This is a genomic window from Kitasatospora sp. NPDC058032 (assembly GCF_042885845.1).
GTDB lineage: Bacteria > Actinomycetota > Actinomycetes > Streptomycetales > Streptomycetaceae > Kitasatospora.
Genome location: NZ_JBHVRK010000003.1, coordinates 461,642 through 487,688 on the forward strand (window position 1 = coordinate 461,642; position 26,047 = coordinate 487,688).

Annotated in this window: 27 protein-coding genes; 9 read left to right on the forward strand and 18 right to left on the reverse strand. The window is 74.0% G+C overall.

Annotation, left to right across the window (positions count from 1 at the left end):
- Positions 1 to 33: 33 nt before the first annotated feature.
- From ACFVUH_RS07595 to ACFVUH_RS07605, 3 genes are all read left to right on the forward strand, one after another.
- Positions 34 to 1,125 carry a sn-glycerol-3-phosphate ABC transporter ATP-binding protein UgpC gene (locus tag ACFVUH_RS07595; RefSeq protein WP_355357776.1) on the forward strand — a complete coding sequence of 364 codons (1,092 nt, stop codon included), beginning with the start codon at positions 34 to 36 and terminating at the stop codon, positions 1,123 to 1,125.
- A 184-nt stretch (positions 1,126 to 1,309) separates the two neighbouring features.
- Positions 1,310 to 1,753: a hypothetical protein gene (locus tag ACFVUH_RS07600; RefSeq protein WP_355357773.1), complete on the forward strand. Its 444-nt coding sequence runs from the start codon at positions 1,310 to 1,312 to the stop codon at positions 1,751 to 1,753.
- Between the two features lie 137 nt (positions 1,754 to 1,890).
- Entirely contained in the window at positions 1,891 to 2,694 is an 804-nt protein-coding gene (locus ACFVUH_RS07605) for an NDP-sugar synthase (protein ID WP_387911770.1), read from the forward strand.
- Positions 2,695 to 2,794: 100 nt separating this feature from the next.
- Here the strand turns inward: ACFVUH_RS07605 and ACFVUH_RS07610 are convergent, their stop codons facing one another.
- The 7 genes from ACFVUH_RS07610 to ACFVUH_RS07640 form a co-directional block, all read right to left on the reverse strand.
- Entirely contained in the window at positions 2,795 to 4,591 is a 1,797-nt protein-coding gene (locus ACFVUH_RS07610; RefSeq protein WP_387911772.1) for a DoxX family membrane protein, read from the reverse strand.
- A gap of 259 nt (positions 4,592 to 4,850) precedes the next feature.
- Positions 4,851 to 5,846 carry a 23S rRNA (guanosine(2251)-2'-O)-methyltransferase RlmB gene (rlmB, locus tag ACFVUH_RS07615; RefSeq protein WP_355357764.1) on the reverse strand — a complete coding sequence of 332 codons (996 nt, stop codon included), beginning with the start codon at positions 5,844 to 5,846 and terminating at the stop codon, positions 4,851 to 4,853.
- A 138-nt stretch (positions 5,847 to 5,984) separates the two neighbouring features.
- On the reverse strand, positions 5,985 to 7,379 hold the full coding sequence (gene cysS, locus ACFVUH_RS07620; protein WP_355357761.1) for a cysteine--tRNA ligase: 1,395 nt from the start codon (positions 7,377 to 7,379) through the stop codon (positions 5,985 to 5,987).
- Positions 7,380 to 7,496: 117 nt separating this feature from the next.
- Positions 7,497 to 7,892 (reverse strand): PPOX class F420-dependent oxidoreductase, encoded by a 396-nt coding sequence (locus tag ACFVUH_RS07625; protein WP_355357758.1) that lies wholly within the window; start codon positions 7,890 to 7,892, stop codon positions 7,497 to 7,499.
- A gap of 146 nt (positions 7,893 to 8,038) precedes the next feature.
- Positions 8,039 to 8,566 carry a 2-C-methyl-D-erythritol 2,4-cyclodiphosphate synthase gene (ispF, locus tag ACFVUH_RS07630; RefSeq protein ID WP_387911775.1) on the reverse strand — a complete coding sequence of 176 codons (528 nt, stop codon included), beginning with the start codon at positions 8,564 to 8,566 and terminating at the stop codon, positions 8,039 to 8,041.
- 4 nt (positions 8,567 to 8,570) lie between these two features.
- Positions 8,571 to 9,338, reverse strand: coding sequence for a 2-C-methyl-D-erythritol 4-phosphate cytidylyltransferase (ispD, locus tag ACFVUH_RS07635; RefSeq protein WP_387911826.1), 768 nt, complete (start codon positions 9,336 to 9,338; stop codon positions 8,571 to 8,573).
- Positions 9,339 to 9,596: 258 nt separating this feature from the next.
- A complete protein-coding gene (locus ACFVUH_RS07640; RefSeq protein ID WP_030244332.1) occupies positions 9,597 to 10,079 on the reverse strand; it encodes a CarD family transcriptional regulator in 483 nt (160 codons plus the stop codon).
- A 416-nt stretch (positions 10,080 to 10,495) separates the two neighbouring features.
- On the opposite strand from ACFVUH_RS07640, the gene ACFVUH_RS07645 reads away from it, so the two are divergent.
- Complete coding sequence (locus ACFVUH_RS07645) at positions 10,496 to 11,155, forward strand: DUF461 domain-containing protein (protein WP_387911777.1); 660 nt, start codon at positions 10,496 to 10,498, stop codon at positions 11,153 to 11,155.
- 90 nt (positions 11,156 to 11,245) lie between these two features.
- Here ACFVUH_RS07645 and ACFVUH_RS07650 read toward each other — a convergent pair whose 3' ends face one another.
- Positions 11,246 to 11,938, reverse strand: coding sequence for a response regulator transcription factor (locus ACFVUH_RS07650; protein WP_030305055.1), 693 nt, complete (start codon positions 11,936 to 11,938; stop codon positions 11,246 to 11,248).
- A gap of 2 nt (positions 11,939 to 11,940) precedes the next feature.
- A complete protein-coding gene (locus ACFVUH_RS07655) occupies positions 11,941 to 13,224 on the reverse strand; it encodes an ATP-binding protein (RefSeq protein ID WP_355357751.1) in 1,284 nt (427 codons plus the stop codon).
- Between the two features lie 307 nt (positions 13,225 to 13,531).
- On the opposite strand from ACFVUH_RS07655, the gene phoU reads away from it, so the two are divergent.
- Together phoU and ACFVUH_RS07665 are read left to right on the forward strand one after the other, a co-directional pair.
- On the forward strand, positions 13,532 to 14,215 hold the full coding sequence (gene phoU, locus ACFVUH_RS07660; protein WP_355357748.1) for a phosphate signaling complex protein PhoU: 684 nt from the start codon (positions 13,532 to 13,534) through the stop codon (positions 14,213 to 14,215).
- A 191-nt stretch (positions 14,216 to 14,406) separates the two neighbouring features.
- Entirely contained in the window at positions 14,407 to 14,583 is a 177-nt protein-coding gene (locus ACFVUH_RS07665) for a hypothetical protein (protein ID WP_355357745.1), read from the forward strand.
- Between the two features lie 161 nt (positions 14,584 to 14,744).
- On the opposite strand, the gene ACFVUH_RS07670 is transcribed toward ACFVUH_RS07665, so the two are convergent.
- Together ACFVUH_RS07670 and ACFVUH_RS07675 are read right to left on the reverse strand one after the other, a co-directional pair.
- Entirely contained in the window at positions 14,745 to 15,332 is a 588-nt protein-coding gene (locus ACFVUH_RS07670) for a lytic polysaccharide monooxygenase (protein WP_355357742.1), read from the reverse strand.
- 233 nt (positions 15,333 to 15,565) lie between these two features.
- On the reverse strand, positions 15,566 to 16,324 hold the full coding sequence (locus ACFVUH_RS07675; RefSeq protein WP_387911779.1) for a phosphoglyceromutase: 759 nt from the start codon (positions 16,322 to 16,324) through the stop codon (positions 15,566 to 15,568).
- Between the two features lie 149 nt (positions 16,325 to 16,473).
- Here ACFVUH_RS07675 and ACFVUH_RS07680 point away from each other — a divergent pair, with 149 nt between their 5' ends.
- Complete coding sequence (locus ACFVUH_RS07680; RefSeq protein WP_387911781.1) at positions 16,474 to 17,784, forward strand: MDR family MFS transporter; 1,311 nt, start codon at positions 16,474 to 16,476, stop codon at positions 17,782 to 17,784.
- A gap of 13 nt (positions 17,785 to 17,797) precedes the next feature.
- Here the strand turns inward: ACFVUH_RS07680 and ACFVUH_RS07685 are convergent, their stop codons facing one another.
- Complete coding sequence (locus ACFVUH_RS07685) at positions 17,798 to 18,355, reverse strand: YbjN domain-containing protein (RefSeq protein WP_387911782.1); 558 nt, start codon at positions 18,353 to 18,355, stop codon at positions 17,798 to 17,800.
- Positions 18,356 to 18,453: 98 nt separating this feature from the next.
- Positions 18,454 to 19,815 carry a D-inositol-3-phosphate glycosyltransferase gene (mshA, locus tag ACFVUH_RS07690; protein ID WP_387911827.1) on the reverse strand — a complete coding sequence of 454 codons (1,362 nt, stop codon included), beginning with the start codon at positions 19,813 to 19,815 and terminating at the stop codon, positions 18,454 to 18,456.
- A 225-nt stretch (positions 19,816 to 20,040) separates the two neighbouring features.
- Here mshA and ACFVUH_RS07695 point away from each other — a divergent pair, with 225 nt between their 5' ends.
- Positions 20,041 to 20,874 (forward strand): class I SAM-dependent methyltransferase, encoded by an 834-nt coding sequence (locus ACFVUH_RS07695; RefSeq protein ID WP_387911783.1) that lies wholly within the window; start codon positions 20,041 to 20,043, stop codon positions 20,872 to 20,874.
- Between the two features lie 118 nt (positions 20,875 to 20,992).
- Here the strand turns inward: ACFVUH_RS07695 and ACFVUH_RS07700 are convergent, their stop codons facing one another.
- Positions 20,993 to 21,544, reverse strand: a complete 552-nt coding sequence (locus tag ACFVUH_RS07700; protein WP_387911828.1) for an O-acetyl-ADP-ribose deacetylase — start codon at positions 21,542 to 21,544, stop codon at positions 20,993 to 20,995.
- Positions 21,545 to 21,784: 240 nt separating this feature from the next.
- Between ACFVUH_RS07700 and ACFVUH_RS07705 the strand changes: the two genes are divergently transcribed.
- Positions 21,785 to 23,290, forward strand: a complete 1,506-nt coding sequence (locus ACFVUH_RS07705; protein ID WP_387911785.1) for a PP2C family protein-serine/threonine phosphatase — start codon at positions 21,785 to 21,787, stop codon at positions 23,288 to 23,290.
- A 100-nt stretch (positions 23,291 to 23,390) separates the two neighbouring features.
- Here the strand turns inward: ACFVUH_RS07705 and ACFVUH_RS07710 are convergent, their stop codons facing one another.
- From ACFVUH_RS07710 to ACFVUH_RS07725, 4 genes are all read right to left on the reverse strand, one after another.
- Positions 23,391 to 23,744, reverse strand: a complete 354-nt coding sequence (locus ACFVUH_RS07710) for a DUF2516 family protein (RefSeq protein WP_355358864.1) — start codon at positions 23,742 to 23,744, stop codon at positions 23,391 to 23,393.
- Positions 23,745 to 23,857: 113 nt separating this feature from the next.
- Positions 23,858 to 24,394, reverse strand: a complete 537-nt coding sequence (locus ACFVUH_RS07715; RefSeq protein ID WP_387911788.1) for a hypothetical protein — start codon at positions 24,392 to 24,394, stop codon at positions 23,858 to 23,860.
- A 20-nt stretch (positions 24,395 to 24,414) separates the two neighbouring features.
- Positions 24,415 to 24,828, reverse strand: coding sequence for a helix-turn-helix transcriptional regulator (locus tag ACFVUH_RS07720; RefSeq protein ID WP_355357719.1), 414 nt, complete (start codon positions 24,826 to 24,828; stop codon positions 24,415 to 24,417).
- An 88-nt stretch (positions 24,829 to 24,916) separates the two neighbouring features.
- A complete protein-coding gene (locus tag ACFVUH_RS07725) occupies positions 24,917 to 26,023 on the reverse strand; it encodes a MerR family transcriptional regulator (RefSeq protein ID WP_387911789.1) in 1,107 nt (368 codons plus the stop codon).
- Between the last annotated feature and the right edge of the window lie 24 nt (positions 26,024 to 26,047).

Genomic DNA, 26,047 nt, shown 5'->3' on the forward strand with positions numbered 1-26,047 from the left:
GGCACGTTCCTGCCGGTGGAGGAGAGCACAGCCATGGCTTCTGTGACGTACGACAAGGCGAGCCGCGTCTACCCCGGGGCGACCAAGCCCTCGGTCGACGCCCTGGACCTGGACATCGCCGACGGCGAGTTCCTCGTCCTCGTCGGCCCCTCCGGCTGCGGCAAGTCGACCAGCCTCCGCATGCTGGCCGGCCTGGAGGACGTCAACAGCGGCGTCATCCGGATCGGCGACCGCGACGTGACCCACCTGCCGCCGAAGGACCGGGACATCGCGATGGTGTTCCAGAACTACGCGCTGTACCCGCACATGACCGTCGCGGAGAACATGGGCTTCGCGCTCAAGATCGCCGGCGTCAACAAGACCGAGATCCGCACCAAGGTCGAAGAGGCCGCCAAGATCCTCGACCTGACGGAGTACCTGGACCGCAAGCCGAAGGCGCTCTCCGGCGGTCAGCGCCAGCGCGTCGCGATGGGCCGCGCGATCGTCCGCGAGCCGCAGGTCTTCCTGATGGACGAGCCGCTGTCCAACCTGGACGCCAAGCTCCGCGTCTCGACCCGTACCCAGATCGCCGGCCTGCAGCGCCGCCTGGGCATCACCACCGTCTACGTCACCCACGACCAGACCGAGGCGCTCACCATGGGCGACCGGGTCGCGGTGCTGAAGGCCGGCGTGCTGCAGCAGGTCGACACCCCCCGCAACATGTACGACAAGCCCGCCAACCTCTTCGTGGCCGGCTTCATCGGCTCCCCCGCGATGAACCTGGTCGAGGTGCCGCTGGTCGACGGCGGCGTGAAGTTCGGCGGCTCGCTGGTCAACATCTCCCGCGAGGACCTGGCCGGCGCCGGCACCGACAAGACCGTGACCGTCGGCATCCGCCCGGAGCACTTCGAGATCGTCGCCGGCGGCGGCATCGAGGGCGTGGCCGTCACCGTCAACGTGGTCGAGGAGCTCGGCTCGGACGGCTTCGTCTACGGCACCACCAAGATCGGCGGCGAGGACAAGGAGCTGGTCGTCCGCGTGCACGGCCGCCAGATCCCTGCCCGCGGCGAGACCATCCACGTCGTGCCGGTCGCCGGCGAGACCCACGTGTTCTCCACCAGCACCGGCGCCCGCCTCTCCAACTGAGGCGACCGGCCCGCGCCCCGGAGCCCCGTCGGACCGTCCACCGGTCCGGCGGGGCTCCCGCCGTTCACGGCCACTCCGACGGGTGACGGGCGTCAACACGGCGCCGGGACGAACCGGGACACCCTGTCACCCGATGGTGTAACGGAGGGCGAGCAGGGCCGCACTCACCGCTACTCTCCTGTGCGTGAAGCAGCTAGTTCGCCGCATCGGCCAGACCATCGCCCTCGCCCTGCCCGTCGTCCTGGTGACCACCGGCACCCTCGCCGTGACCAGGGTGCCGTGGGCCCCGCCGACCTCGCTGGACCAGCAGGTGGTCGCGGCGTCCAGCGGGGACGGTGCCGGGATCGGCCGGACGGCGGGCACCGGACGCACCCCGGACGGGCTCGCCCCGCAGGACGCGCTGCGCGTCACGCTCCTGGACGAGCTGCGCGCCCACAACCCGGGCAGCGCGCTCGACCTGCTGGAGCGCTCGATGCGCGAGCAGCCCGCGCTCACGCCGTACTGCAGCTCGCTCGCCACCGAGCTGGGCAAGGCCGCGGTGCGCAAGTACCAGGGCGACGTGCAGCGGGCCCGGTCCTTCGCCCGCCCGGTCTGCGACGGCTCGTTCGCCGTCGGCGCCGCGAGCTGACCGAACCGGCACCGAACTGGCACCGGCACCGAACCGGTCGGCGCCAGGCCGGTCGGCGCCCAACCGGCGGCGAGCGGCCCGGCCCACCGGGCGGACAGCGGCGCAACGCCCGGGACGGGTGCGCCTATTGTTCAGCCATGAGCGCTGATTCCGGCCCCACGGCCACTCCCGCGAACGCCCACGCCCCCGCCCTCGGCCCGGTGCCGGTTCCGGGCCCGGTGCCGGTCACCCAGGCCGTCATCCTGGCCGGCGGCCAGGGCTCCCGGCTGCGCCCGTACACCGACGACCGCCCCAAGCCGCTGGTCGAGATCCCCGGCACGGGCACCCCGATCCTGGGCCACCAGCTGGCCTGGCTCGCCTCCGAGGGCGTCACCGACGCGGTCGTCTCCTGCGGCCACCTCGCGGACGTGCTGGAGGACTGGCTCGACAAGGCCGACCTGCCGCTGCGGGTCCGCACGGTGGTCGAGGCCGAGCCGCTCGGCCGCGGCGGCGGGCTCAAGTACGCCGCGAAGGCGCTGCCCCGCCCCGACGAGCCCTGGTACGCCACCAACGGCGACATCTGGACCAGGTTCAGCCTGCGCGACATGGCCGCCTTCCACCACGAGCGGGGCGCCGTCGCCACCCTCGCGCTGGCCCGGCCGCGGATCCCGTGGGGCGCCGTGGAGACCGACCAGTTCGGCAACGTGCTGGACTTCATCGAGGCCCCGCCGTCGCCGTTCCTCATCAACGCCGGCCTCTACGTGTTCAGCCCGGAGTTCGCCGAACTGCTGCCGGACGTCGGCGACCACGAGCGGACCACCTTCCCGCAGCTGGCCCGCGGCAAGCGGCTGGCCGGCTACCAGCTGCCGCAGGGCGTCTACTGGCGGGCCATCGACACCGCGAAGGACCTCACCGAGGCCGCCAAGGAGCTCGCCTCGGGCGCCGGCCGCTCGCCGCAGTAGTCCGCCGCGCCGCGACCGCGGCGACCACCACGCGATCGGCCGGGTGCTCCCCCACGGAGCACCCAGCCGATCGCCGTCACCGGGCCGATCGCCCGGCCCGTCAGGTGGCCGTCGCCGCCACCGGGTGGGCGGCCGGAGTGCGGGCGCCGCCGCCGGACAGCTCGGCCAGCGGCGCGCTGCCCAGCACCCCGCCCAGCAGCCCCGAGCCGGAGCCGCCCGCGCCGTTGCCGGAGCCGCTCGGGGCACCGCCCTGGGTGCCGGCCCCGGAGCTCGGTGCGGGCTTCGGCGCCGCCCCGCTGCCGGACGCCGGAGCCGGGGTGCCGCGCTGCGCGGGCGCCGACCCGGCCGGCATCGACGCGGCCGGCGGCGCCGAGGCCCCGGAGGAGGCCGCGCCGGTCTCCGGCCTGGCCGACGAGGGCTTCGCCTTGCCGCTCGGCGTGGCCGTGCCGCTCGGGCTCGCCTTCGACGGGGTCGGGGTGCCGGACGGCGGGGCGGTGGTCGCCGCGGCGCTCGGCGCGGCCGGCCGTGCCGGGGCCGGCGAGGTCGCCGAGGCGGCCGGGGCCCTGCCGCCGGGGGTGGCGGACGGTCCGCCGCTCGGCCAGACCGGCGTGCCGTAGTCGGTGGCCGGCCGGGACGGCGCCGGGTGCTGCGGCCGGGCCCCGGTACGGACCGCCGCACCCAGCATCGAGCCGAGCAGCAGGGTCAGGCCGACGACCACCGAGGTGACCACCGCGCCGCGCCGCAGCACCCGGCGACGCAGCGCCGCCGGGGCGTCCGCGCCGTACCGCCGCCAGGCCTCCAGGCCGAGCCGCCCGTCCAGCGAGGCGAACGGTGCCCCGGCGATCAGCAGCGGGCTCCACGCCGCCAGGAAGATCAGGTCGGGCGTGTCGTACACCGGGACGGCCCGCCAGCTCACCGTGAACAGCAGCACGGCGGACAGCGTCATCGCCGCGCCGGCCGCGACGCGCTGCCAGAGCCCGAGCACGGTCAGCACGCCGACCACGATCTCGATGAACGACACCACCAGGCCGGAGCCGACCGGGTGCGCCATCGCGAAGGCCAGCAGCGGCTCGGCGACCTTCCAGGGGTGCAGCGAGGAGAGCCAGCGCATCATCGAGCCGCGCTCGCCGCCGTCGAAGTACACCGGGTCGCAGAGTTTGCTGAACCCGGCGTAGACGGAGAGCGAGCCGAGCACGGCACGCAGCGGCAGCAGCACCAGGCCGAGGTCGACCCGGCGGCCGGGGTACCAGGGCTGCCTGCCCTCGGCGCCGGCGGCCGAGACCTCGGGCAGCTCGCCGCTGGGCGTCCAGCCCTGCGGCGCGCCGATCGGGCCGACGCCGGCCTCGGTGGCGGTGCCGTCGCCCTCGCGCGGCTGGCGCGGCACCGCCCGGGCGCCGCCGTACGGCGGGAGCAGCTGGGTGTCGGCGTCCGCCAGGGAGCCCCCGGAGAGTCCGCCGCGCCCGCCGACCCCGGCCGGGACGGCGCCGAGCCGGACGGCCTCCAGCAGCCGGGTGGCCGCGAGGTCGTCCGGGCGCGCCTCGCCGGTCCAGGTGACCGGGGTGACCCGGCCCTTGCGGCGCGGCGGCGCACCGGCCAGACCGCCGGCGAGCAGGGGCACGGCGCCGGCGGGGACGACCACCTGCGGGGTGACCATCGGGCGGCGGATCAGCCCCTGGGGGCCGTACGGGTCGCCGAACGCCGCACCGGTGGACAGCAGTCCGGCCGGGGCGTCGATCAGCGGCGCCACCGGGGTGGCGAGGTTGAGCCGGAAGCTCGCCTGGGTGCTGCTGAGGCGCGCCGGGTCGGACGGCACCTTGACCGTGTTGAGGCCGGGGCCCGCGTCTATCCCGGTGCTGCCACCGCCCAGGAGCGGGCGCCGAGGTGTTCTGGTGTCCACGCCCGTCTAACCGGGTGACGCCCGGTTAGGACACTCTCCCGGGTGGACATCGGGAGGCTCCTTGAAGTGACCATGAGAAAAGCGATCGGACCCGGGCGGATCCGATCGCTTTCCCCTGACTTGCGGGCGAACGGCGGGCGGTTGCGGAGAACGCCTGCGGTGGGCGGCCCCGTCGTGCTCCTGCCGGAATGCCGCTACCCGGGTGCCGTCATCCGCGCACCGCTACCCGGGTGCCGCCACCCGCGCGCTCCGCCGGGTGTCAGCCGACCTTGGCGCGCAGCCGGGCCGCCTCGTACAGCACGACGCCGGCCGCGACGCCCGCGTTCAGCGACTCGGTGAGCCCGGACATCGGGATCCGCACCCGCAGGTCGCAGGTCTCCGAGACCAGCCGGGACAGGCCCTTGCCCTCGCTGCCCGCGACGATCACCACCGGCCCGGTCAGCGCCTCCAGGTCGCCGATCTCGGCCTCGCCGTCGGCCGCCAGGCCGACCACCATCAGACCGGCCTTCTGGTACGCCTCCAGGGCCCGGGTCAGGTTGGTGGCCCGGGCGACGGGCAGCCGGGCCGCCGCGCCCGAGGAGGTCTTCCAGGCACCGGCGGTCATACCGGCCGCCCGGCGCTCCGGGATGACCACGCCGTGCGCGCCGAAGGCGGCGGCGGAACGGACCACGGCGCCCAGGTTGCGGGAGTCGGTGACGCCGTCCAGGGCCACGATCAGCGCGTCCCGGCCGGACTCCGCGGCCTCCTCGAGCAGGTCCTCGGGGTGCGCGTACTCGTACGGCGGGACCTGCAGCACCAGGCCCTGGTGGTTCATCCCGCCGGTCATCTGGTCCAGCTGCGGCCGCGGGGCCTCCATCAGCGGGATGCCGCGGTCGTTGGCGGCCTGGAAGGCGTCGCGGACCCGGTCGTCGGTGTCGATGAACTGCTGGACGTACAGCGCGTTGGCCGGCACGTCGCCCTGCAGGGCCTCGACCACCGAGTTGCGGCCGAACACCAGCTCCGCGGAGCCCGCGCCGCCGCGGCCGCCCCGGCCGCCGCCACCGGCCCGGCGCATGCCGGCCCGGGCCTTGGCGTCCCGCTCGCGCTTGAGCGCGGCGTTGGCGGCCCGCTGCTTCGGGTGGCCCTTGCGCTCCTCCCCGGGCGGGGTCGGGCCCTTGCCCTGGAGCGCCTTCCGGCTGTGGCCGCCGGTACCGACACTCGCGCCCTTCTTCGACCCGGGGTTGCGGCGGTTCCTGCGCTGGCTGTTGCCGGCCATGGCTGTACTTCCTGTCTGTCTGTCCGGCATGGCCGGCCGCCCCGGAGATGCCGGTGGCGCCCGACGGCATGCGCTCCGTCATGCGGGAGGGCCGCACCGGTCCGGTACGGCCCACCTCACCCCTCGGTCGCCGGGGGGTTACTGGCTGTTGATCGTCCAGCGCGGGCCGGACGGGGTGTCCTCGATCGCCAGCCCGGCCAGGCCGAGCTGGTCGCGGATGGCGTCCGCGGTCGCGAAGTCCTTGCGGGCCCGCGCCGCCTGGCGCTGGTCCAGGACGAGGCGCACCAGCGAGTCGACCACACCGTGCAGGTCCTCGCCGCGCTCCGTCCCGGCCCACTGCGGGTCGAGCGGGTCCAGACCCAGTACTCCGAGCATCGCACGGACCTCGGCCAAGCGCGCCACCGCGCTCTCCTTGTCGTCCGCGGTGAGGGCGCTGTTGCCCTGGCGGACGGCGGTGTGCACGATGGCGAGCGCCTGCGGCACGCCCAGGTCGTCGTCCATCGCCTCGGCGAAGGCCGGCGGCACCTCGGGCGCCGCGTCCACGGCGCCGCAGCGTTCGACGGCACGCTGGACGAAGCCCTCGATCCGGCCGAATCCGGCCTCGGCCTCGCGCAGCGACTCCTCGCTGTACTCGATCATCGAGCGGTAGTGCGGGCCCGCCAGGTAGTAGCGGAGCACGATCGGCCGCCAGTTGCGGACCATCTCGGAGACCAGCACCGAGTTGCCCAGCGACTTGCTCATCTTCTCGCCGGCCATGGTGACCCAGGCGTTGTGCACCCAGAAGTTGGCGAAGTCGTCGCCGTAGGCCTTGGACTGGGCGATCTCGTTCTCGTGGTGCGGGAAGATCAGGTCGAGCCCGCCGCCGTGGATGTCGAAGGCCGGGCCCAGGTACTTGTGGGCCATCGCCGAGCACTCCAGGTGCCAGCCCGGACGGCCGCGGCCCCACGGGGTGTCCCAGCTCGGCTCGCCCGGCTTGGCGGACTTCCACATCGCGAAGTCGCGCGGGTCGCGCTTGCCGGTCTCGCCCTCGCCGGAGGGCTGCAGCAGGTTCTCCAGCTTCTGGTTGGAGAGCGCGAGGTAGTCCGGGTAGGACTTCACGTCGAAGTAGACGTTGCCGTCGGCCTCGTAGGCGTGGCCCCGCTCGATGAGCCCGGCCATCATCTCGACCATCTCGGGGATGTGCCCGGTCGCGCGCGGCTCGACGGTCGGCGGGAGGCAGCCGAGGGCGTTGTAGCCGTCGTTGAAGGCGCGCTCGTTCTCGTAGGCGATCTGCCACCACGGGGTGCCGAGCTCGCGCTCCTTGGCGATGATCTTGTCGTCGATGTCGGTGACGTTGCGGGCGAAGGTCACCTGGTAGCCGCGGTACGCGAACCACCGCTGCATGACGTCGAAGTTGAGGTAGGACCGGATGTGCCCGATGTGTGGCGCCGACTGGACGGTAGCGCCGCACAGGTAGATCGAGACACAACCCGGTACAAGCGGGACGAAGTCGCGTACCTGTCGGGTGCTGGTGTCGTACAGTCGAATGCTCACAGCGTCAAGCGTAGTGGGCGGCAGGGGGTGCCCAGCGACATTCCGGAATGTCAAGGCCCCCGGCGGAGCCTTTTCCGCCGGGTGTCGCCCGGGGTCGCCCCCCGCCGCGCCGGTGGCTCAGATCGAGCCGACCACCTTCCGCGGGCTGATCCGGACGACCACCCGCACGTCGTCCGGACCGTCGTAGCCGTAGGTGTCCAGGCCCTGGTACTTCTTCGCCAGCTCGTCGATCAGCTCCCGGCCGCCCTCCCGGGTCAGCGTGACCTCGCCGCGCACCTCCAGGTAGGTGTACGGGTTCTCCGGCGGGTTGACGAGCAGCGAGACCCGCGGGTCCTTCACCAGGTTGAGGTGCTTGCGGCGCCCCTCCACGGTGGAGAACAGGATGTCCTCGCCGTCGCGCTTCACCCAGACCACGGAGGTCTGGGGGCTGCCGTCGGGCTGGATCGTGGAGACCACGGCGAAGCTCTTGGTGTCGAGCAGGGCTTTGGCCTGCTCGGAGAGTTGGGCGCTCATCGGAAACCTCATCTCGTCGGCGGCGGGTACGGCCCGAGGGGGGAAGCCCGCGCGGGCCCGGAGCCGAACACTATCGACTCGGGCCCCCGCAATGCCCGGTGAACACCCGTCAGCCGCGGATTGTTCCCCGGGCGCCGCCGCGGACGTCAACGCCGCTCGTACACCAGCGCGGTGGCGATCGCCGCGAGCCCCTCGGCGCGCCCGGTGAGGCCGAGCCCGTCGGTGGTGGTGCCGGAGACCGAGACCGGGGCGCCGACCGCCGCGCCGAGCGCGGCCTGGGCCTCGTCCCGGCGCTTGCCGATCTTCGGCCGGACCCCGATCACCTGGATCGCGACGTTGCCGATCTCGAAGCCCGCCGCGCGCACCAGCCGGGCCGCCTCGCCGAGCAGCCGCACCCCGGACGCGCCGGCCCACTCCGGCCGGTCGGTGCCGAAGTGGGCGCCCAGGTCGCCGATCCCGGCGGCCGAGAACAGCGCGTCGCAGGCGGCGTGCGCGGCCACGTCGGCGTCCGAGTGCCCGGCCAGGCCGGCCTCGGCGTCCGGCCACTCCAGCCCGGCCACCCGGAGCGGGCGGCCCGGCTCGAAGGCGTGCACATCGGTGCCGATGCCGACCCGGGGGAGGACGGGGGTCCGCGGATCGGTGGACGGCGGCTCGGTGGGCATCGACTCAGGCATCGACTCAGTAGGCATCGGCGGCCCTCCGGCGGGCGAGTACGGCCTCGGCGAGGACGAGGTCCAGCGGACGGGTCACCTTGAACGCCTCCTCGTGGCCGGGCACCACGACCACCCGGCCGCCGAACCGCTCGACCAGGCCGGCGTCGTCGGTGACCGGCGGCAGGGCGGTCCCGGCCGCCCCCTCCGCCGCGCTCTCCTCGGCCAGCGCCTTGGCGTGCACCTCGGCCAGCGTGTCCCGGCGGAAGCCCTGCGGGGTCTGGACGGCGCGCAAGGTGGCGCGGTCCGGCGTGTCGAGCACCGGCTCGGGCCCGCCCGGCACCGGCTCGACCCGCTTGACGGTGTCGGCCAGCGGCACCGCCGGCACCACCGCCTCCGCCCCGGCCCGGACGGCGGACGCCACCGCGTCCACCACCTCGACCGGCACGAGCGGACGGGCCGCGTCGTGCACCAGCACGATGCCGACCTCGGCCGGGATGGCGGCGAGGCCCAGCCGGACGGACTCCTGGCGGGTCGACCCGCCGGCCACCACCCGGATGTCCTTGTCCTCGAGTCCGTGGCTGTCGAGCAGGGCGACCACCTCGGCCACCCCGTCGGCGGGGGCGGCGACCACGACCAGGCCGACCGCACGGCTGCGGGTCAGCGCCCGGACGGCGTGCACCAGGAGCGGCACGCCGCCCAGTTCACGCAGGGCCTTGGGGGCGCCCGGACCCAGGCGCTCGCCCCGGCCGGCGGCGGGCACGACTGCTGCTGCGACTGCTGCTGTGGCGTTCAGGTTTCACTCCTTCGGCGAAGTGGGTATGGCCATGGCGTGCACGACGGGCGCGGACCCCTTCCGAAGCACCACCGTCTTCCGCCCGCACAGCAGCAGAAACGGTCATGCGGACCCGAGGCCGGCCAGGCCGCTCGGGTGCGGGGGCGTCGTCCGGACACGCCTCAGCGCCCGAAGTGCCACTGCACCACCCACGGACCTTCGGTCCGGTGGGCGGCGCGCCGGCATCGGGCGCTGTGAGCGTTGTGGAGCGGACAGCCGCTACGAGGCGAGCACCTCGTCGAGCAGCGTCTCCGCCTTGTCCTCGTTGGTGTTCTCCGCCAGCGCGAGCTCGCTGACGAGGATCTGGCGCGCCTTGGCGAGCATGCGCTTCTCCCCGGCGGAGAGGCCGCGCTCGCGCTCGCGACGCCACAGGTCGCGCACGACCTCGGCAACCTTGATAACGTCACCCGAGGCGAGCTTCTCCAGGTTCGCCTTGTAGCGACGGGACCAGTTGGTCGGCTCTTCGGTGTACGGCGCGCGGAGCACCTCGAAGACCCGGTCCAGACCCTCCTGGCCGACCACATCGCGCACGCCGACGAACTCCGCGTTCTCGGCGGGCACGCGGAGCGTCAGGTCTCCCTGCTGCACCTTGAGCACCAGGTAGGTCTTGTCCACACCTTTGATCTGGCGAATTTCGATGGCCTCGATCAGCGCGGCCCCGTGATGGGGGTAGACCACCGTGTCGCCAACCTTGAACGTCATGTGACAGGACCCCTTCCGTGGCTTTCCAGAATAACACGCTTTTCGGCGCACCCGAAGGGCGTTTTCGCAGGTCAGGGCGGGTCTCGGGGCTTGACAAGGACCCCCATGACGTGCTGCGACCGGTGTTCGAGGAGGGCTTCCCGCAGGTCGGAGGCGGTTCCGCCGCCCGCTGAAACCTCTGGCAACACTCCCGAAACCGTGATTTGATCTTGAGCTTTCACCGTTTATCGGGCCGTTTCCGGATCGTGATCCGATCTTGGTCGGCGCTTGACCTGAACACGCGGACGTGCCGCCGTCCGGACGCCCGTCCACTCTCGCGGCGCGACACGAAGGGACCACCCCGTGAGGACGGCATAAGCGAGGTCGATAATCTGAGACCTGACCTTCCGACACGTGACTTAGGAGAAGCCGCCGCCGTGAGCCGCAGCCTTCGACGCGGCAGCATCGCCGCCATCGCCGCCCTGGCCATCGCCTCGCTGTCCTCCTGCGCCGCCGGGAACACCCCGGCCACGCTGCAGATCCAGCCGGACACCGCGTCGGCCACCCTGGGCACCGACGTCCGACTGAACAACATCGTCGTGGTCACCGGGAGCGAGACCGCCGGTGAGCACACCGGCCCCGCCAACCTGACGGTGAACATCAGCAACACCGGGACCGAGGTGCTCGAGCTGCAGTCCATCACCGTCGACGGCGGCACCGCCGCCACCTTCGCCGACGACAAGGGCGCCCCGCTGACCAGCATCTCCGTCCCGCCCCGCGGCGCCGTGCTGCTCGGCGGCCCCGGCAACCCGTCCGCCAAGGTCGCCTCCACCACCGTGACCGTGGGCGGTTACGTGGCGACCTCCTTCGCGTTCAAGAACCACGACAAGCTGGAGACCCAGGCCCAGGTCAACTCGAACACCGGCCTGTACAAGGGCTTCGGCCCGACCGCCCCGGCCGCCGCGCCGAGCAAGGCCGCCACCCCGGCCACCACACCGGCCGCCGGTGCCACCACGCCGGCCGCTCCCGCCGCCGGCGCCACCACCCCGGCCGCGGCCGGCTCCGCCTCGGTCCCGGCGGTCCCGGCCGCCCACTGAGAGACCGGGCACCGTCCCACCGCGGACACGCGAAACGCCCCTCCGGCCGGTGCCGGAGGGGCGTTTCGCGTTCGGGTGACCGGGCCGGGTCTACGGCTCGAACTTGTAGCCGAGGCCGCGCACCGTGACCAGGTAGCGCGGGGCGCCCGGGTCCGGCTCGATCTTCGCCCGCAGCCGCTTGACGTGGACGTCCAGCGTCTTGGTGTCGCCGACGTAGTCCGCACCCCAGACCCGGTCGATCAGCTGCATCCGGGTGAGCACCCGGCCGGCGTTGCGCAGCAGCATCTCCAGCAGGTCGAACTCCTTGAGCGGCAGGTCGACCTTGGCGCCGTCCACGGTCACCACGTGCCGGTCGACGTCCATCCGGACCGGGCCGGCCTCCAGCGCGCCGGGGCCGCCGCCGTCGCCGGGACCCTCGTTCTCACCGCGGCGGCGCAGCACCGCGCGGATCCGGGCGACCAGCTCACGGGTGGAGTACGGCTTGGTGACGTAGTCGTCCGCGCCTATCTCCAGACCGACCACCTTGTCGATCTCGCTGTCCTTGGCGGTGACCATGATCACCGGCACGTTGGAGCGGACCCGCAGCTGGCGGCAGACCTCGGTACCGGGCAGCCCCGGCAGCATCAGGTCGAGCAGGACGAGGTCGGCGCCGTTGCGTTCGAACTGCTCCAGCGCGTCGGGGCCGGTGGCGGCGATGGCCACCTCGAAGCCCTCCTTGCGGAGCATGTACGAGAGGGCGTCGCTGAACGACTCCTCGTCCTCGACCACCAGTACTCGGGTCACGATCAGGCCTCCGGGGCAAGCTGGGGGGTTGTTTCTGACAGGGGTTCCGCGGAGTCCCCCGCACGGGGCCGGTCCACGGGAGCCTGCCCGGCGGGCAGGCGGAGGGTGAAGGTGGAGCCCTGGCCCTCGACGCTCCACACCGACACGGTGCCGCCGTGCGAGGCGGCCACGTGCTTGACGATGGAGAGGCCGAGGCCGGTGCCGCCGGTCTGCCGGGAGCGTGCGGGGTCGACCCGGTAGAAGCGTTCGAAGACCCGCTCGCGGTCCTTCTCGGAGATGCCGATGCCCTGGTCGGTCACCGAGATCTCGATCAGCTCGCCGTCGGCCTCGCCCAGCGCGGCGGCGCTGGATATCCGGCGGGTGGCGATGGCGACCCTGGTCCGCGGCGGGCTGTAGTTGACGGCGTTCTCGACGAGGTTGCCGAGCGCGGCGGCGAGCTGGCCGCGGTTGCCGTGCAGGTAGAGGCCGGCGATGCCGCCGGCCGCGATGAGGATCTGCTTGGCGGCGGCCTGCTGGCGGCAGCGGTCGATGGCCTCGGCGATCAGCTCGTCCACCGCGACCGGCTCCGGGTCGACCATCAGCCGGTCGTCCTGGACCCGGGAGAGGTCGATGATCTCCTGGACCAGGCTGGCCAGCCTGGTCGCCTCGATCTGCATCCGGCCGGCGAAGCGCTGCACCGCCTCCGGGTCGTCGGCCGCGTCCGCGACCGCCTCGGAGAGCAGCGAGAGCGCGCCGACCGGGGTCTTGAGCTCATGGCTGACGTTGGCGACGAAGTCGCGGCGGACGGCCTCCACCCGGCGGCGCTCGGTCTGGTCCTCGACCAGCACCAGGACCAGCCGGGAGCCCAGCGGGGCGACCCGGGCCGAGACCGCGAGCGGCTCGGCGGCGCGCGCCGCGCCCGGGCGGGGCAGTTCCAGGTCGAGCTGGCGGATCTCGCCGTCCCGGCGGGTGGAGCGGGCCAGCGAGAGCAGCTGGTCGACGGCGACGGCGCCGCCGCGCACCAGGCCCATCGCGTACGCCGCCGAGCTGGCCTTGACCACGTCGTCGCTCTCGCCGAGCACGATCGCGCAGGAGCGCAGCACGGAGAGCACGGTGTCGACCCCCGGGGGCAGCGGGGGTTCCTGCGCGGGGCCCAGGCTCTGGTGCCGGCCCTGATTGCGGTTGGTTCCGCCGTACCTGCCCCTCGCCTGCTCGCGCTCGCTCCAACGGAAGGCGATCGAGGCCGTGAGGCCGACGCCGAGCCCGGCTATGGCGCAGGCAGCGGCGGCGGCCACGTTCACGTCCATAACGCCAGCCTAAGCGCACGATGCGGGCGCTCCCCAAGGCCCCGATCAAGGGATCGGCCACGCGTTGCCGAGAATTCACCTTCAGGTAGCCACCGATTCACCGAACGGGTCGTGCGTGGTCGCCCGGACGGCCCACAGTGGGCGCCGGAGCCCGTGTGGGAGGGGTGGCCCGGCCGGACGGCCGCCCGCCGCCCCGGGTGTGCGCGTACGATGCGCGCCACCAGCAGCGGTCATCCATTCGTCGTTCAGATCGTCGTACCGGATGGCCGGTCGGCACCGCCACCGACACAGCTACTGAGGAGAGAGCATGCGCGACGCGTACCACGAGGAACTCGACTCGATCGGCGACAGCCTGGTCGAGATGGCCCGGCTGGTCGGTTCGGCCCTCGGCCGGGCGACCACGGCGCTCCTCGACGCGGACCTGGCGCTGGCGGAGAGCGTGATCGCCGCCGACCAGAAGATCAACGAGCTGCACCACGACCTGGAGAACCGGGCGATCGACCTGCTGGCCCGTCAGCAGCCGGTCGCCACCGACCTGCGCATCGTGGTCACCTCGCTGCGGATGAGCTCCGACCTGGAGCGCTGCGGCGACCTCGCCCAGCACGTCGCCAAGGTCGCGCGGCTGCGCTACCCCGAGTCGGCCGTCCCCGGCGACCTGCACGCGACGGTCCTGGAGCTCGGGCAGCTCGCCCAGCGGCTGGTCGCCAAGGCCGGTCTGGTGATCGCCACCAAGGACGTCGACAAGGCGCTGGAGCTGGAGCAGGACGACGACGCGATCGACGCGCTGCACCGCGAGCTGTTCGCGCACCTCATCGACGACCGCTGGCACCACGGCATCGAGACCGCGGTGGACGTCACCCTGGTCGGCCGCTACTACGAGCGGTTCGCCGACCACGCGGTCTCGGTGGCCAAGCGCGTGGTGTACCTGGTGACCGGCGAGCACGTGGACGAGTTCGTCGCGGCGACCGAGGCCGCCGCCGAGGTGGAGTGACCCCGGGCGGCCCCTCCCCCCTCGGGTGGCTTCATCCCCGGGGGTGAGTAAACCCCGGGCGGGGGGTGGTGGGGAAGCACGGGCAGCCGGGCTCCCCACCACTGCGCGCCCGTTGACGCTCCCTCCGGTCGGCGGCTTCACTCGATGCCGTAGGCACCGAGGTGTGCCCATCAGAAGGAGGGGTCAGCGCGATGAAGGCAAACCCGACCGGCCCGGCATCGGCTCCCGACACCATCGAACCCGTCGCCCCGAAGCTGCTGCCCGTCCTCGCGGCCGGCTGCGGCTGTGGACCGGGCTGCGGCTGCGGCTGCCAGTCCGGCGCGCCCTGCCAGTGCGGCGGGGCCGACGGCGGCTGCTGCGGCCACTGAGGCCACCCGTCCGACCCTCCCCCGGTGCTGTCGCGGAGCTCCGGGGTGCACGGCTGCCGTGGGAGACGGCCGTGCACCCCGGCCTCCTCACCGCCGGAGCGCCGACGGGGTCCACCGGGTGAGCGCCCGCCGCGCGGTGACCGCGCCGGCCGGGCCGGGCGTCAGAAGCTGACGTCCGTGCAGGAGTAGAAGGCGTTGCCGGTGTCGGCGACGTCCCAGACCGCGACGACCACCTGGTGGCCGGTCCGGCCGGCCGGCAGGGTCGCGGTGTGGCTGAGCGTGCTGGGCACCTGGGTGCCGTTGTAGGGCACGTTCAGGAACGGGGTCAGCTCCAGGTTGGCCCTGGTGACCGGCTGCGTCGCGTCGTAGCCGGGCTTGGTCAGGTAGTACCGGAAGCCCGAGGTGGCGTGCCGGGCGGTGAACCGCCAGGTGAAGGTGAGCCGCTGGCCCGCCGAGACGGCGGTGGTCGGCCAGGCCCCGCCGCGCGGGTCGTCCAGCTCGGCGAACCGGCCGTTGCCGCCGGCGCAGATGGTGCCGTCGGCGGGCCCCGCGGCCGGGAAGCCCTTCGGTCCCTCGACGCTCTGCGGCTCCCAGCGGATGTCTCCGCAGTCGGTCACCGTGCCCGCGCCGCAGAGCGCGGCCCGGCTGGGCGGGGTGGTGATGTAGCCGTGCGACTGCGCCGGAAGGGCGACCGCGACCGGCACCGCGAGGGCGGCGGTCACGGCTCCGACGACATGACGTGTGCGCATGGTGCTCCTCCGTGGGGGTGGATGGAGAGTGCGCCGGGCGCGGACACGCGCGCGTGGGGGGCTGGCATGCCTGCGCCGGGTCGGCGCTCACACCGTAGGAGCCGCCACCGGGGCCGTCAATGGTCTGAACCACTTCTGCGACACATCGAACTCACCGCAGCCGCAGGCCAGTTGAACGCGAAGAGCCCCGCTCCCCCGGCGGGGGGAACGGGGCCCTCGACGGCCGGTCCGGGTTACTTCTTGCCCTGGTTCTTGACGGCCTCGATCGCGGCGGCGGCGGCCTCGGCGTCGAGGTAGCGGCCACCCTTGGTGACCGGCTTGAAGTCGGCGTCCAGCTCGTAGACCAGCGGGATGCCGGTCGGGATGTTGAGGCCGGCGATGTCGGCGTCGGAGATGCCGTCGAGGTGCTTGACCAGCGCGCGCAGGCTGTTGCCGTGGGCGGTCACCAGGACGGTACGGCCGGCGGCGAGGTCCGGGACGATGGCGTCGTACCAGTACGGGAGCATCCGCTCGACGACGTCCTTCAGGCACTCGGTGCGCGGACGCAGCTCGCTCGGGATCTCGGCGTAGCGGGCGTCACCGGCCTGCGAGTACTCGGCGTCGTCGGCCAGCACCGGCGGCGGGGTGTCGTACGAGCGGCGCCAGAGCTGGAACTGCTCCTCACCGAACTCGGCCAGGGTCTGGGCCTTGTCCTTGCCCTGGAGCGCGCCGTAGTGCCGCTCGTTCAGGCGCCAGCTGCGGCTGACCGGGATCCAGTGGCGGTCGGCCTTGTCCAGGGCGATCTGCGAGGTGCGGATGGCACGGCGCAGCAGCGAGGTGTGCAGCACGTCCGGGAGGAAGCCCTCGGCGGCGAGCAGCTCGCCACCGCGCGCGGCCTCCTTCTCGCCCTTCTCGTTGAGGTCGACGTCGACCCAACCGGTGAACAGGTTCTTCTGGTTCCACTCGCTCTCGCCGTGGCGGAGCAGGATGAGTCGGTACGTCGTGTCAGCCATGGCCCCCAGCTTAGTGGAGCCCGGAAAACCGCTGGTCGGGACCCGGACCCGACAGGTAAGGTGTGACCCTCGCCAGAGACTCTTACTCTCCTGCTGAGCGGTCCTGCCCGTGCGGCTCAGCGGACGTCCGCCTGCCCGGGAGCCCCCACATGCCCGATTCTTCCCTGTCCGCCCGCACCTCCAGAGCCGTCGCCGAGGCGGTGAGCGGGCTCCCGCGCCAGTTCTGGTGGCTCTGGACCAGCACGCTGATCAACAAGCTCGGCGCGTTCGTGGTCACCTTCCTGGCGCTCTACCTCACGACCGACCGGGGCTACTCGGCCTCGTACGCGGGGCTGGTCGCCTCGCTGTTCGGCCTGGGCTCGGCGATCGCCGCCGTCGTCGCCGGAGTGCTGGCCGACCGGATCGGGCGGCGGCCGACGCTGGTCGCCGCCCAACTCGGCACCGCCCTGTTCACCGCGCTGCTCGGCTTCAGCGACGGACAGGTGACCATCGCGGTGGTCGCCTTCCTGGTCGGCTTCTGCAACAACGCGACCCGGCCGGCGACCTCGGCCATCATCGCGGACATCGTGCCCGCCGAGGACCGGGTCCGGGCCTTCGCGCTGAACTACTGGGCGATCAACATCGGCTTCGGCCTCTCCGCGGCGGTGGCCGGTCTGATCGCCACTCACGGCTACCTCACGCTCTTCCTGCTGGACGCGCTCTCCACGGTGGTCTGCGCGGTCGTCATCTTCGTGCGCATCCCCGAGACCAGGCCCGAGGCGCCCGCCGCGGCCCCGGGCGGCGCGGGGGCCCCGCCGGCGATCGGCCTCGGCGCGGTGTTCCAGGACGGCCGCTTCATGGCGGTGGTGGTGCTCAACCTGCTGCTCGCCCTGGTCGCCCAGCAGGGCTCCACCACGCTGGCCGTGGACATGGGCCGGGCCGGCATCACCTCCACCCAGTACGGCCTGGTGATCGGGCTCAACGGTCTGCTCATCGTGGTGCTGCAGATCCCGCTCACCCGGTGGATGGAGGGGCGGGACCGGACGGCGCTGCTGGTCGCCAGCGCGCTGCTGATCGGCTGGGGCTTCGGGCTGACCGCGCTGGCCGGCTCCTCCGCCTGGTTCTACGCCTCCACCGTGGCGGTCTGGACGCTCGGCGAGATCCTGAACGCGCCGACCATGATGGGCCTAGTCGCCGAACTGTCGCCGGCCGAGGCGCGCGGCCGCTACCAGGGTGTCTACTCGCTCTCCTGGTCGCTCGCCTCGTTCCTCGGCCCGGCGGCGGGCGGGGTGCTGCTGGAACGGGCCGGCAGCGGGGTGATGTGGGGGGCGTGCGCGGTGCTCGGCATGGCCGCCGCCGGCGGGTACGTGCTGCTCGGCCGACGGCCGGGGGCGGCGCTGGCGAAGCCCGTGGACCTGGCGGCGGCCCCGGCCCCGCGCGCGGAGCGGGCCGTCGAGCCGGACCGGGCCGCGGCGGGCTGAGCCTCCCGGCGGGCTACTCCGCGGCGGGCTGCTCGGCCGCGGGCTGCTCGGCCGCGGGCTGCTCGGCGACCGGGGTGGCGAGGTGGGCGAAGGCGGCCAGGTTGCGGGTGGACTCCCCGCGCTTGGTCCGCCACTCCCACTCCCGCCGGATCGCGGTGGCGAAGCCCAGCTCCAGCAGCGTGTTGAACGGCTCGTCGGCGTTCTCCAGCACCGTGCCCAGCAGCCGGTCCACGGTGTCCGGGGTCAGCGCCTCCAGCGGCAGCCGGCCCGCCAGGTAGACGTCCCCGAGCCGGTCGATCGCGTACGCCACACCGTGGAGCCGGGTGTTGCGCTCCAGCAGCCAGCGGTAGACCGCCTCGTGGTTCTCGTCCGGGCGGCGGACCACGAAGGCGTTCACCGAGAGGGTGTGGTCGCCGACCCGCAGCGCGCAGGTGGTGCTCAGCTTCCGGGTGCCCGGGAGGGTCGCCACCAGGGTGTACGGGTCGGCGGTGGCCTGCTCCCAGGCCACCCCGGCCTCGTCCAGGGCGGAACGCAGGAGGGTCAGGGCCTCGTCCTTGGTGCGGATTGCCATGGGGGTGACGTTACTCGGCGGTACGCCCGGGCGCAGCAGTACACCGCAGCAGTACACCGCAGCAGTACAAGCGCGGGACCGGCCCGGCCTCCTCCGGCTCAGGCCCGCCGCTGGCGCGCCCCGGCCAGCCGGCCGACCGAGCGGACCAGGCTGCCGGCGTACACCTCGGCGGTGGTCGCGGCGGCGGTGTCCCAGCCGAACCCGGCCGCGTGCCGGGCCGCCGCGTCGCCCCGCCGGGCCACCAGCTCCGGGTCGGTGACGTACGGCTCCAGCGCGTACGACCAGTCCACCGGGTCGTGGCCGCCCACCAGGGTGCCCGTCTCGCCGTCCCGGACGGCCACCGGCAGGCCGCCCACCGAGGCCGCCACCACCGGCGTGCCGCAGGCCTGCGCCTCCAGCGCGACCAGCCCGAACGACTCGCTGTACGAGGGCATCACCAGCGCCGTCGCGGCCCGGTACCACTCGGCGAGCAGCGCCTGGCCCACCGGCGGGTGGAACCGCACCACGTCGCCGATGCCCAGCTGGGCGGCCAGCTTGTGCAGGCTCTCCGGCCTGGCCAGCCCGGTGCCGGACGGACCGCCGACCACCGGCACCACCAGCCGCTCGCGCAGCTCCGGGCGCCGCTCCAGCAGGACGGCGACCGCGCGCAGCAGCACGTCGGGGGCCTTCAGCGGCTGGATGCGGCCGGCGAAGAGCAGCACCGCGGCGTCGGCGGGCAGCCCGAGCCGGGCCCGGGCGGCCCGGCGGGCCTGCGCGGTGCCCGGTGCCGCCGGGCGGAAGACGTCCAGGTTGACCCCCGGGTGGACGACGGCCAGCTGGTCCGGGCGCGCCCGGTAGAACCGGGACAGCTCGGCGGCCTCCTCGGTGGTGTTGGCGATCAGCCGGTCGGCCGCCTCCACCACCTGGGTCTCGCCGATCACCCGGGCCGGCGGCTCGGGGGTGTCGCCCTCGGCCAGCGCCGCGTTCTTCACCTTCGCCATGGTGTGCATGGTGTGCACCAGCGGCACGCCCCAGCGCTGCGCGGCCAGCCAGCCGACGTGGCCGGAGAGCCAGTAGTGCGAGTGGACCAGGTCGTAGTGGCCGGGGCGGTGGCCGGCCTCGGTGCGGAGCACCCCGTGGGTGAAGGCGCACAGCTGGGCGGGCAGGTCCTCCTTCAGCAGGCCCTCGTAGGGGCCCGCCGTGACGTGCCGGACCAGCACGCCGGGGGCCAGCTCCACGGTGGGGGCGTCGTCCGAGCAGATCGCCCGGGTGAACACCTCGACCTCGATGTTGAGCTCGGCCAGCCGCTTGGCCAGCTCCACGATGTAGACGTTCATGCCGCCCGCGTCGCCCGTCCCCGGCTGGTGCAGCGGGGAGGTGTGGACGCTGAGCATCGCTATCCGGCGCGGACGGCGCCGACCGCCCTGGACGAGCGACTGGAGCCGGCCTCGCGCGGGCGTGGCCGGCTGGACACGGCGCACCGAACGGACGGGGTGCTGGATCACCTGGCTGAAGCCTCCTCGTGTACTGCCCGCCTGGGCAGCCGCGCTCGCCTGCCGTCAGCTGCCCGGTGTGCGTGCGCTGCCGCCAAGGCACACATCACCAACAGTGTGCCAACCACGCGATCACCGACCGGCATTCCCGGACCGCCGCATGAGATGGGCCACGCCGCGGGCCGCCGCCGCGGGCCCCGTACCCTGTGGGACATGGCCGCCTCCTTCCCCGACACCACGACCGCGCCCGCCCGCGGACGGGCCGGGCGGCCGGTGGGCACCGTCACCCGCGGCACCACCAACACCAACCGGCTGCGCCGGATGGACCGCTGGATCGCCCATGCGCTGGGGCCCGCGCTGCGCGCCGCCGAGCAGCCGCCGGTCGCCGTCGACCTCGGCTACGGCGCCGCGCCGTGGACGGCCGTCGAGCTGTCTGGCCGGCTGCGGGCGGTGCGGCCGGACGTCCGGGTGGTCGGGATCGAGATCGAACCGGCCCGGGTCGCCGCCGCGCTGCCGTACGCGGTGCCGCCGCTGCTGACCTTCCGGCGCGGCGGCTTCGAGGTGCCGCTGGACGGCGGGGCGCCCGCCCGGCTGATCCGGGCCGCCAATGTGCTGCGGCAGTACGACGAGTCGGCGGTGGCCGGGGTCTGGGAGCGGCTGCGCGCCCGGCTCGCCCCGGACGGGCTGCTGGTGGAGGGCACCTGCGACGAGATCGGCCGCCGGCACGTCTGGGTGGCGCTCGGTCCCGAGGGGCCGCGGACGGTGACCTTCGCGGCCCGGCTGGGCGGCCTCGGTCAGCCGTCCGACCTGGCCGAACGGCTGCCGAAGGCGCTGATCCACCACAACGTGCCGGGGCGGCCGGTGCACGCCTTCCTGCGCGACTTCGACCGCGCCTGGGCGGCGGCGGCGCCGTACGGGGCGTTCGGCGCCCGGCAGCGCTGGGTGGCGGCCTGCACCTCGCTGGCCGGGGCGTGGCCGCTGGTGGACGCGCGCGGGCGGTGGCGGCAGGGCGAGGTCACCCTGCCCTGGTCGGCGCTGGCCCCGTAACGACGGCGGCGAACCGCCGGGTACCGGTGGCCGGACCCACGGTTTCACTCGAACGAGTTATCGAATATCTCTGGCGCGTTGACGCCTCGTCGCGCCACCATGGGACCCGACCGGAGGCTCACTCCCGTCCCGCCAGCCCCAGCTCCGACCGCACGCCCGCGAACACCTCGTACATCTCCGATCCGAACAAGACGAACCGCACCTCCTCGGGTCCGCTGCCCGGCTCCGCCGTCACCGCCGCGACGGTGCCGAGCGCGATCCTGGCCGCATCCGCCGGCGGCCACCCGAAGATCCCGGCCGACACGGCCGGGAAGGCCACCGTGCGCGCATCCAGCTCCGCCGCCACCCGGAGCGACGCGCGGTAGCAGGAGGCCAGCAGCTCCGCCCGCTCCTCGTACTCGTCCGCCAGGTAGACCGGCCCCACGGTGTGCACCACCCAGCGGGCCGGCAGGTCGCCGGCCGTGGTCGCCACCGCCTGCCCGGTGGGCAGTCCCCGCCCGTACCGCGAGGCCCGCAGCCCGCGACACTCCTCCAGGATCCGCGCCCCGCCCCGGCGGTGGATCGCCCCGTCCACACCACCACCGCTCAGCAGGGAGGAATTGGCCGCGTTCACGACGACGTCCACCTGCTGAGCCGTGATGTCACCCTCGACCAGGGTGATCCGCGTCATCATCATGCAACCCCTCTCGTCGCCCGCCCCGGCACCCGCCGGAACGGTCCCCTGTTCCTGTCCCGCCAGCCATCCAACACACCGCCACCGGCATGGCGACAGCCCCGACGGTGCCGGTCGGTCAGAGAAATCCCCGGAGATCACGTTATGGTCGCCAGAAGTTCCCCGCCGCGAGCTGCCGAGCGGGCACTGCGGACGGACGCCGGCCGTTACGCATGCGGGGAAAGGGAGGATCAGCCGATGCCCGCAACGGGAGACGGGCGGGCACCTGGTGCCGCGGACCCGCCGGGCGCCCAGCGCGGCGCCCGCTCCGGGCGTGCCCGCGAACGGTCCGGCCCCGACGGCTCCCCCGCACCGGGCCGACCGCCGGCCGGCCCGGCCACCGCGCCGATACCCCACCCGCGGTCGGACACCGCCCCCGCGGGCCCGTCCGGCTCCGCCCCCAGCGCCGCCACCACCGCCACCGCCCCGCTCAAGCTGCTGGTGATCGAGGACGACGCCACCGACGCCCATCTGCTCAGGGCCGCGGTGGCCGACAGCGGCGCCCCGATCGAGATCCACTGGACCCGCGGACTCGACCAGGCCTTCGCGCTGCTCACCCCCACCGCCTCCGGATCCCGGCGCGGCCGCCCGCGCGGCCCCGAGTTCACCCGCGGCGACTTCAGCTGCGTCCTGCTCGACCTCGCCGCCTCCGCCGACCTGCCGCACCCCTCGGACCCCTCGGACGGTCTGGAGGGCCTGCACGAACTGCTCCGCCGGGCCCCGCACACCGCCGTCGTCGTCCTCACCGACGCCGCCGGCGCCGAACTCGGCGCGGCCGCCGTGGCCGCCGGCGCCCAGGACTTCCTGGTCAAGGACGAGACGGACGGCCCGCTGCTGGCCCGCGCCCTGCGCTACGCGGTCGAGCGCAAGCGCGCCGACGAGTCGCAGCGCCGGCTCGTCGAGGCCGAACTGCGCGGCCAGGAGAACGCCCGACTGCAGCGCCACCTGCTGCCCACCCCGCTGCTCGACGGAGCCAACCTCTCCTTCACCCGCCGCTACCGCCCCGGCCGTCGCCGCGCCCTGCTCGGCGGCGACTTCTACGACGCGGTGCGCACCGAGGACGGCACCGTCCACGTGGTGATCGGCGACGTCTGCGGCCACGGCCCCGACGAGGCCGCGCTCGGCGTGGCGCTGCGGATAGCGTGGCGGACCCTGGTCTTCGCCGGCCTCACCGGCGAGGCCCTGCTCACCACCCTGCAGCACGTGCTGGAGCACGAGCGGCGCAGCGACGAGATCTTCGCCACGCTCTGCATGGTGAGCATCGAACCGGGCGACGCCACCGCCCCGGCGACCGCCGAACGGGCCCGGCTGCACCTCGCCGGCCACCCGCCGCCGCTGCTGCTCGGCGAGGACCACGCCCCGGTCGGCCTGCCCGCCGACCACGCCGGTCCCGCGCTCGGCCTGCTCCCCTGCGACGACCGCCAGGCCGTCTGGCCGGCCCACCGGTTCGAGCTGCCCCCCGGCTGGCGACTGCTGCTCTACACCGACGGACTGATCGAGGGACGGATCGGCGCCGGCTCCCGCCGCCTCGGCCAGGACGGCCTGGCCGACCTCATCGGCGACCACCAGGCCGCCGGGCTCACCCGGGGCCGGCTGGTCGACAGCGCGATCGCCGAGGTCGAGGAGCTGAACGGCGGCGCGCTGACGGACGATGTCGCGGTGCTGCTGCTGGAGCGCAACCCGGCGCCGCTGCTCCTGGGATAGCTCCTCCGAGGCACCGGAAACGCCGGAGACACCGGGAAACGCCGAGCCCCGGCGTCCGCGCGGGTGGTCCGCCGGACGCCGGGGCTCGGTGCTCCCGCCGTCACCAGGGCCCGTACGGCCCCATGTTGCGCTGGTCGCCCCGGCCGCCGCCCCGTTGGGTGAGCGCCCGGATCGCCGGGCGGACGTCGACCACGTAGACGATCGCCGCGACCAGGCCGCCCAGGGTGAGGAAGCTGGTCATGAAGTTCGCGCCGAACAGCAGGTCCAGCCCGAACGCGATGCCCAGGAGCGCGAGCCAGAAGCCCTTGGTCTTCTTGTCGGCCGCCCGGTAGGCGTCCTCCGGGCGGGTGGCGGCGTCGATCAGCGCGAACAGCTTGTAGCCCAGGATGGCGACGGCCAGCCACCAGAACGGATTCAGGTAGTCCAGGAACAGAATCTGGGCCACTCCGCCCATCACGGCCTCCTCGTCTCGCTGCGGCACCCCGTCCGTCCATCCTGGCACGGCGGGGCGTCCGCCAAGGGGTCAACGGCCCGGTGGCGCCCGATGCGCCCCGGTATCGCGCGGTGCTACTCCGCGCTCTTGCGGGACCGGCCGCGCTTCGGGGCCGCGGCGGGCGCCTCGTCCTCGGCCGCCGCCTCCTCGACCAGCTCGCCCTCGACGAGTTCGCCCCCGGCCTCCTCGGCGTCGACCCGCTCGGCGACCGCCTCGTCCGCACCGGCCTCGGCGCCGCGCCCGCGGTCGACCGCGACCTTGCCGCGCTCGGCCAGCCCGTCGTAGGTCTCCTTGGCCTTCACCGCCAGCTCGACGGCGCGGCCGACCTGCTGGAGCGCGAAGGTCTGCGCCTTCTCCTGCAGCGTCCTCAGGTCGGCCGGCAGCGCGGTGACGGTGCCGGTGACCTTGGACTGCGCCTCGACCAGCCGGGCCTGGGCCTCGGCCAGCCGGGCGGTGGCCTTCTCCTGGGTGCCCTTGCGGTCGGCCGCGAGCGCCTCGACCTTGCCGGGCACCTCCCGCAGCTTCTCGTAGGCGAGGTCCCCGGCGCCGGCGAGGGCGTACAGCGGGGTGGGGTCGGTCAGGGTCTTCTTGATGTCGTCCGTGATCGGCACGGCCGGTCCTCCCGTGGTGTCTAGGGTGCCTTGCCCTCGTGCTCGTCCGCGCTCCCGCCCGCACCCTCGTCCGCACCGGGCGGTCGCCCGGCGGCGTTCTCCTTGAGGAAGGCGTCGTAGACCGCGAGCAGCGCCTGCTTCTGCTGCTCGTTGATCAGCGGATCGGCGAGGATCGAGGCCCGCAGTTCCAGGCCCTCACCACGCCGTTCCTCCAGGATCCCGGCCTGGACGTAGAGCGTCTCCGCCGAGATCCGCAGCGCCTTGGCGATCTGCTGCAGGATCTCCGCGCTCGGCTTGCGCAACCCTCGCTCGATCTGGCTGAGGTAGGGGTTGGACACGCCGGCGGCCTCCGCCAACTGCCGCAGCGAGTACTGCGCGTTGCGCCGCTGTTCGCGGATGTACTCGCCCAGCGAGCCGACGTTCAGGGAGGCCATGGGATCACCCTGCCCCACGCTGCTTGCTTTTGCAAGCGCACCGCTAGCACCAGCAAACACCTCGGGAGCGCGCCGGTGTCGGGTCCGGTCAGGCCGGGAGGCGGACCGGCATGAGCACCGAGAAGGTACCCGGGTGCTCGGGGGTGCGGATGGCGAGCGGGGCGATGGGCCCGCCGAGTTCGAGGACGAGCTGCCCCGGGGCGCCGGCCGGGAGCGCCTCCAGCAGGAAGTCCCGGTTGACCGCCACCCGCAGGGCGTCCGGGTCGGACGCGTCGGCAGCGGGCGCCGCGACAGTGAGACGGCCGGCCTCGTCGACGGCCAGCACGGCGACCTCGCAGGCGGCACCGTCCGGGCCGGACGGGAGGGTGCGGGTCGGGGCGGACGCGACCGCCTCGCGCAGGTCGGCGGCGGACAGGCCGACCCGGCGGACGGGGTCCAGCCGGATCAGCGCGCGGTAGTCGGGGTAGTCGTGGCCGAGCGCGACGCCCTCGATCCGGTGGCCGTCCACCGCGACGCCCACCGCCGTACCGTCCAGCACCAGCTCCGCCGTCCCGGCACCGGAGCCGGAGCCGAGCAGCGCGCGGAGGGCGTCGGCCAGGGCGGTCGGCACGATCGCGGCGGCGGAGGCGTCCGCCGCCGGGCCCTCGACCGGGACCTCGGCGAGGGCCATCCGGTAGCGGTCGGTGGCGACCAGCCGCAGCAGACCGCCGTCCAGGTCGAACAGCACGCCGGACAGGACCGGCAGCTCGGGGTCGCTGCCGACGGCGAAGCGGACCGCGTCCAGGGCCTCGGCCAGCGCGCGGGCGGGGACGGTGCAGCGGTACTCGACGGGGGTGGCGGTCATCGGGTTCTCCCTCTGGTCGATCAGTCGACGGATCAGGGAGAGCTCCCGGCGCGCGTCGGCGAGGCCGTGCTCCAGTCGGCGCAGGTGCGCGTCGAGCACCCGCCGGGCGGCGTCGCCGCCGGGGGCCGCGCCGAGCACCGCCCGGATGTCGGCCAGCGGCAGGCCCACCCGGCGCAGCCGGGCGAGCAGCCGGGCGTCGGCGAGCTGCTCGGGCGCGTACCAGCGGTAGCCGGTGCGCGGGTCGACACGGGCGGGGGCCAGTACGTCGGCGCCGTCGTAGAAGCGCAGGGCGCTCACGCTCAGACCGCTGTCGCGGGCCAGCTCTCCGATGCTGCGCAGGTCGCTCTCCATGCCGAGGACTCTGGGACCTCGACC

Bases quoted from the DNA above. Each gene is read 5' to 3' on its own strand.
- ACFVUH_RS07595 (WP_355357776.1), top strand. From the start codon at position 34: ATGGCTTCTGTGACGTACGACAAGGCGAGCCGCGTCTACCCCGGGGCG.
- ACFVUH_RS07605 (WP_387911770.1), top strand. From the start codon at position 1,891: ATGAGCGCTGATTCCGGCCCCACGGCCACTCCCGCGAACGCCCACGCC.
- rlmB (WP_355357764.1), bottom strand. From the start codon at position 5,846: ATGGCCGGCAACAGCCAGCGCAGGAACCGCCGCAACCCCGGGTCGAAG.
- ACFVUH_RS07625 (WP_355357758.1), bottom strand. From the start codon at position 7,892: ATGAGCGCCCAACTCTCCGAGCAGGCCAAAGCCCTGCTCGACACCAAG.
- ispF (WP_387911775.1), bottom strand. From the start codon at position 8,566: ATGCCTGAGTCGATGCCCACCGAGCCGCCGTCCACCGATCCGCGGACC.
- ACFVUH_RS07640 (WP_030244332.1), bottom strand. From the start codon at position 10,079: ATGACGTTCAAGGTTGGCGACACGGTGGTCTACCCCCATCACGGGGCC.
- ACFVUH_RS07655 (WP_355357751.1), bottom strand. From the start codon at position 13,224: ATGGACGTGAACGTGGCCGCCGCCGCTGCCTGCGCCATAGCCGGGCTC.
- phoU (WP_355357748.1), top strand. From the start codon at position 13,532: ATGCGCGACGCGTACCACGAGGAACTCGACTCGATCGGCGACAGCCTG.
- ACFVUH_RS07665 (WP_355357745.1), top strand. From the start codon at position 14,407: ATGAAGGCAAACCCGACCGGCCCGGCATCGGCTCCCGACACCATCGAA.
- ACFVUH_RS07670 (WP_355357742.1), bottom strand. From the start codon at position 15,332: ATGCGCACACGTCATGTCGTCGGAGCCGTGACCGCCGCCCTCGCGGTG.
- ACFVUH_RS07675 (WP_387911779.1), bottom strand. From the start codon at position 16,324: ATGGCTGACACGACGTACCGACTCATCCTGCTCCGCCACGGCGAGAGC.
- ACFVUH_RS07680 (WP_387911781.1), top strand. From the start codon at position 16,474: ATGCCCGATTCTTCCCTGTCCGCCCGCACCTCCAGAGCCGTCGCCGAG.
- ACFVUH_RS07685 (WP_387911782.1), bottom strand. From the start codon at position 18,355: ATGGCAATCCGCACCAAGGACGAGGCCCTGACCCTCCTGCGTTCCGCC.
- ACFVUH_RS07695 (WP_387911783.1), top strand. From the start codon at position 20,041: ATGGCCGCCTCCTTCCCCGACACCACGACCGCGCCCGCCCGCGGACGG.
- ACFVUH_RS07700 (WP_387911828.1), bottom strand. From the start codon at position 21,544: ATGACGCGGATCACCCTGGTCGAGGGTGACATCACGGCTCAGCAGGTG.
- ACFVUH_RS07705 (WP_387911785.1), top strand. From the start codon at position 21,785: ATGCCCGCAACGGGAGACGGGCGGGCACCTGGTGCCGCGGACCCGCCG.
- ACFVUH_RS07710 (WP_355358864.1), bottom strand. From the start codon at position 23,744: ATGGGCGGAGTGGCCCAGATTCTGTTCCTGGACTACCTGAATCCGTTC.
- ACFVUH_RS07720 (WP_355357719.1), bottom strand. From the start codon at position 24,828: ATGGCCTCCCTGAACGTCGGCTCGCTGGGCGAGTACATCCGCGAACAG.
- ACFVUH_RS07725 (WP_387911789.1), bottom strand. From the start codon at position 26,023: ATGGAGAGCGACCTGCGCAGCATCGGAGAGCTGGCCCGCGACAGCGGT.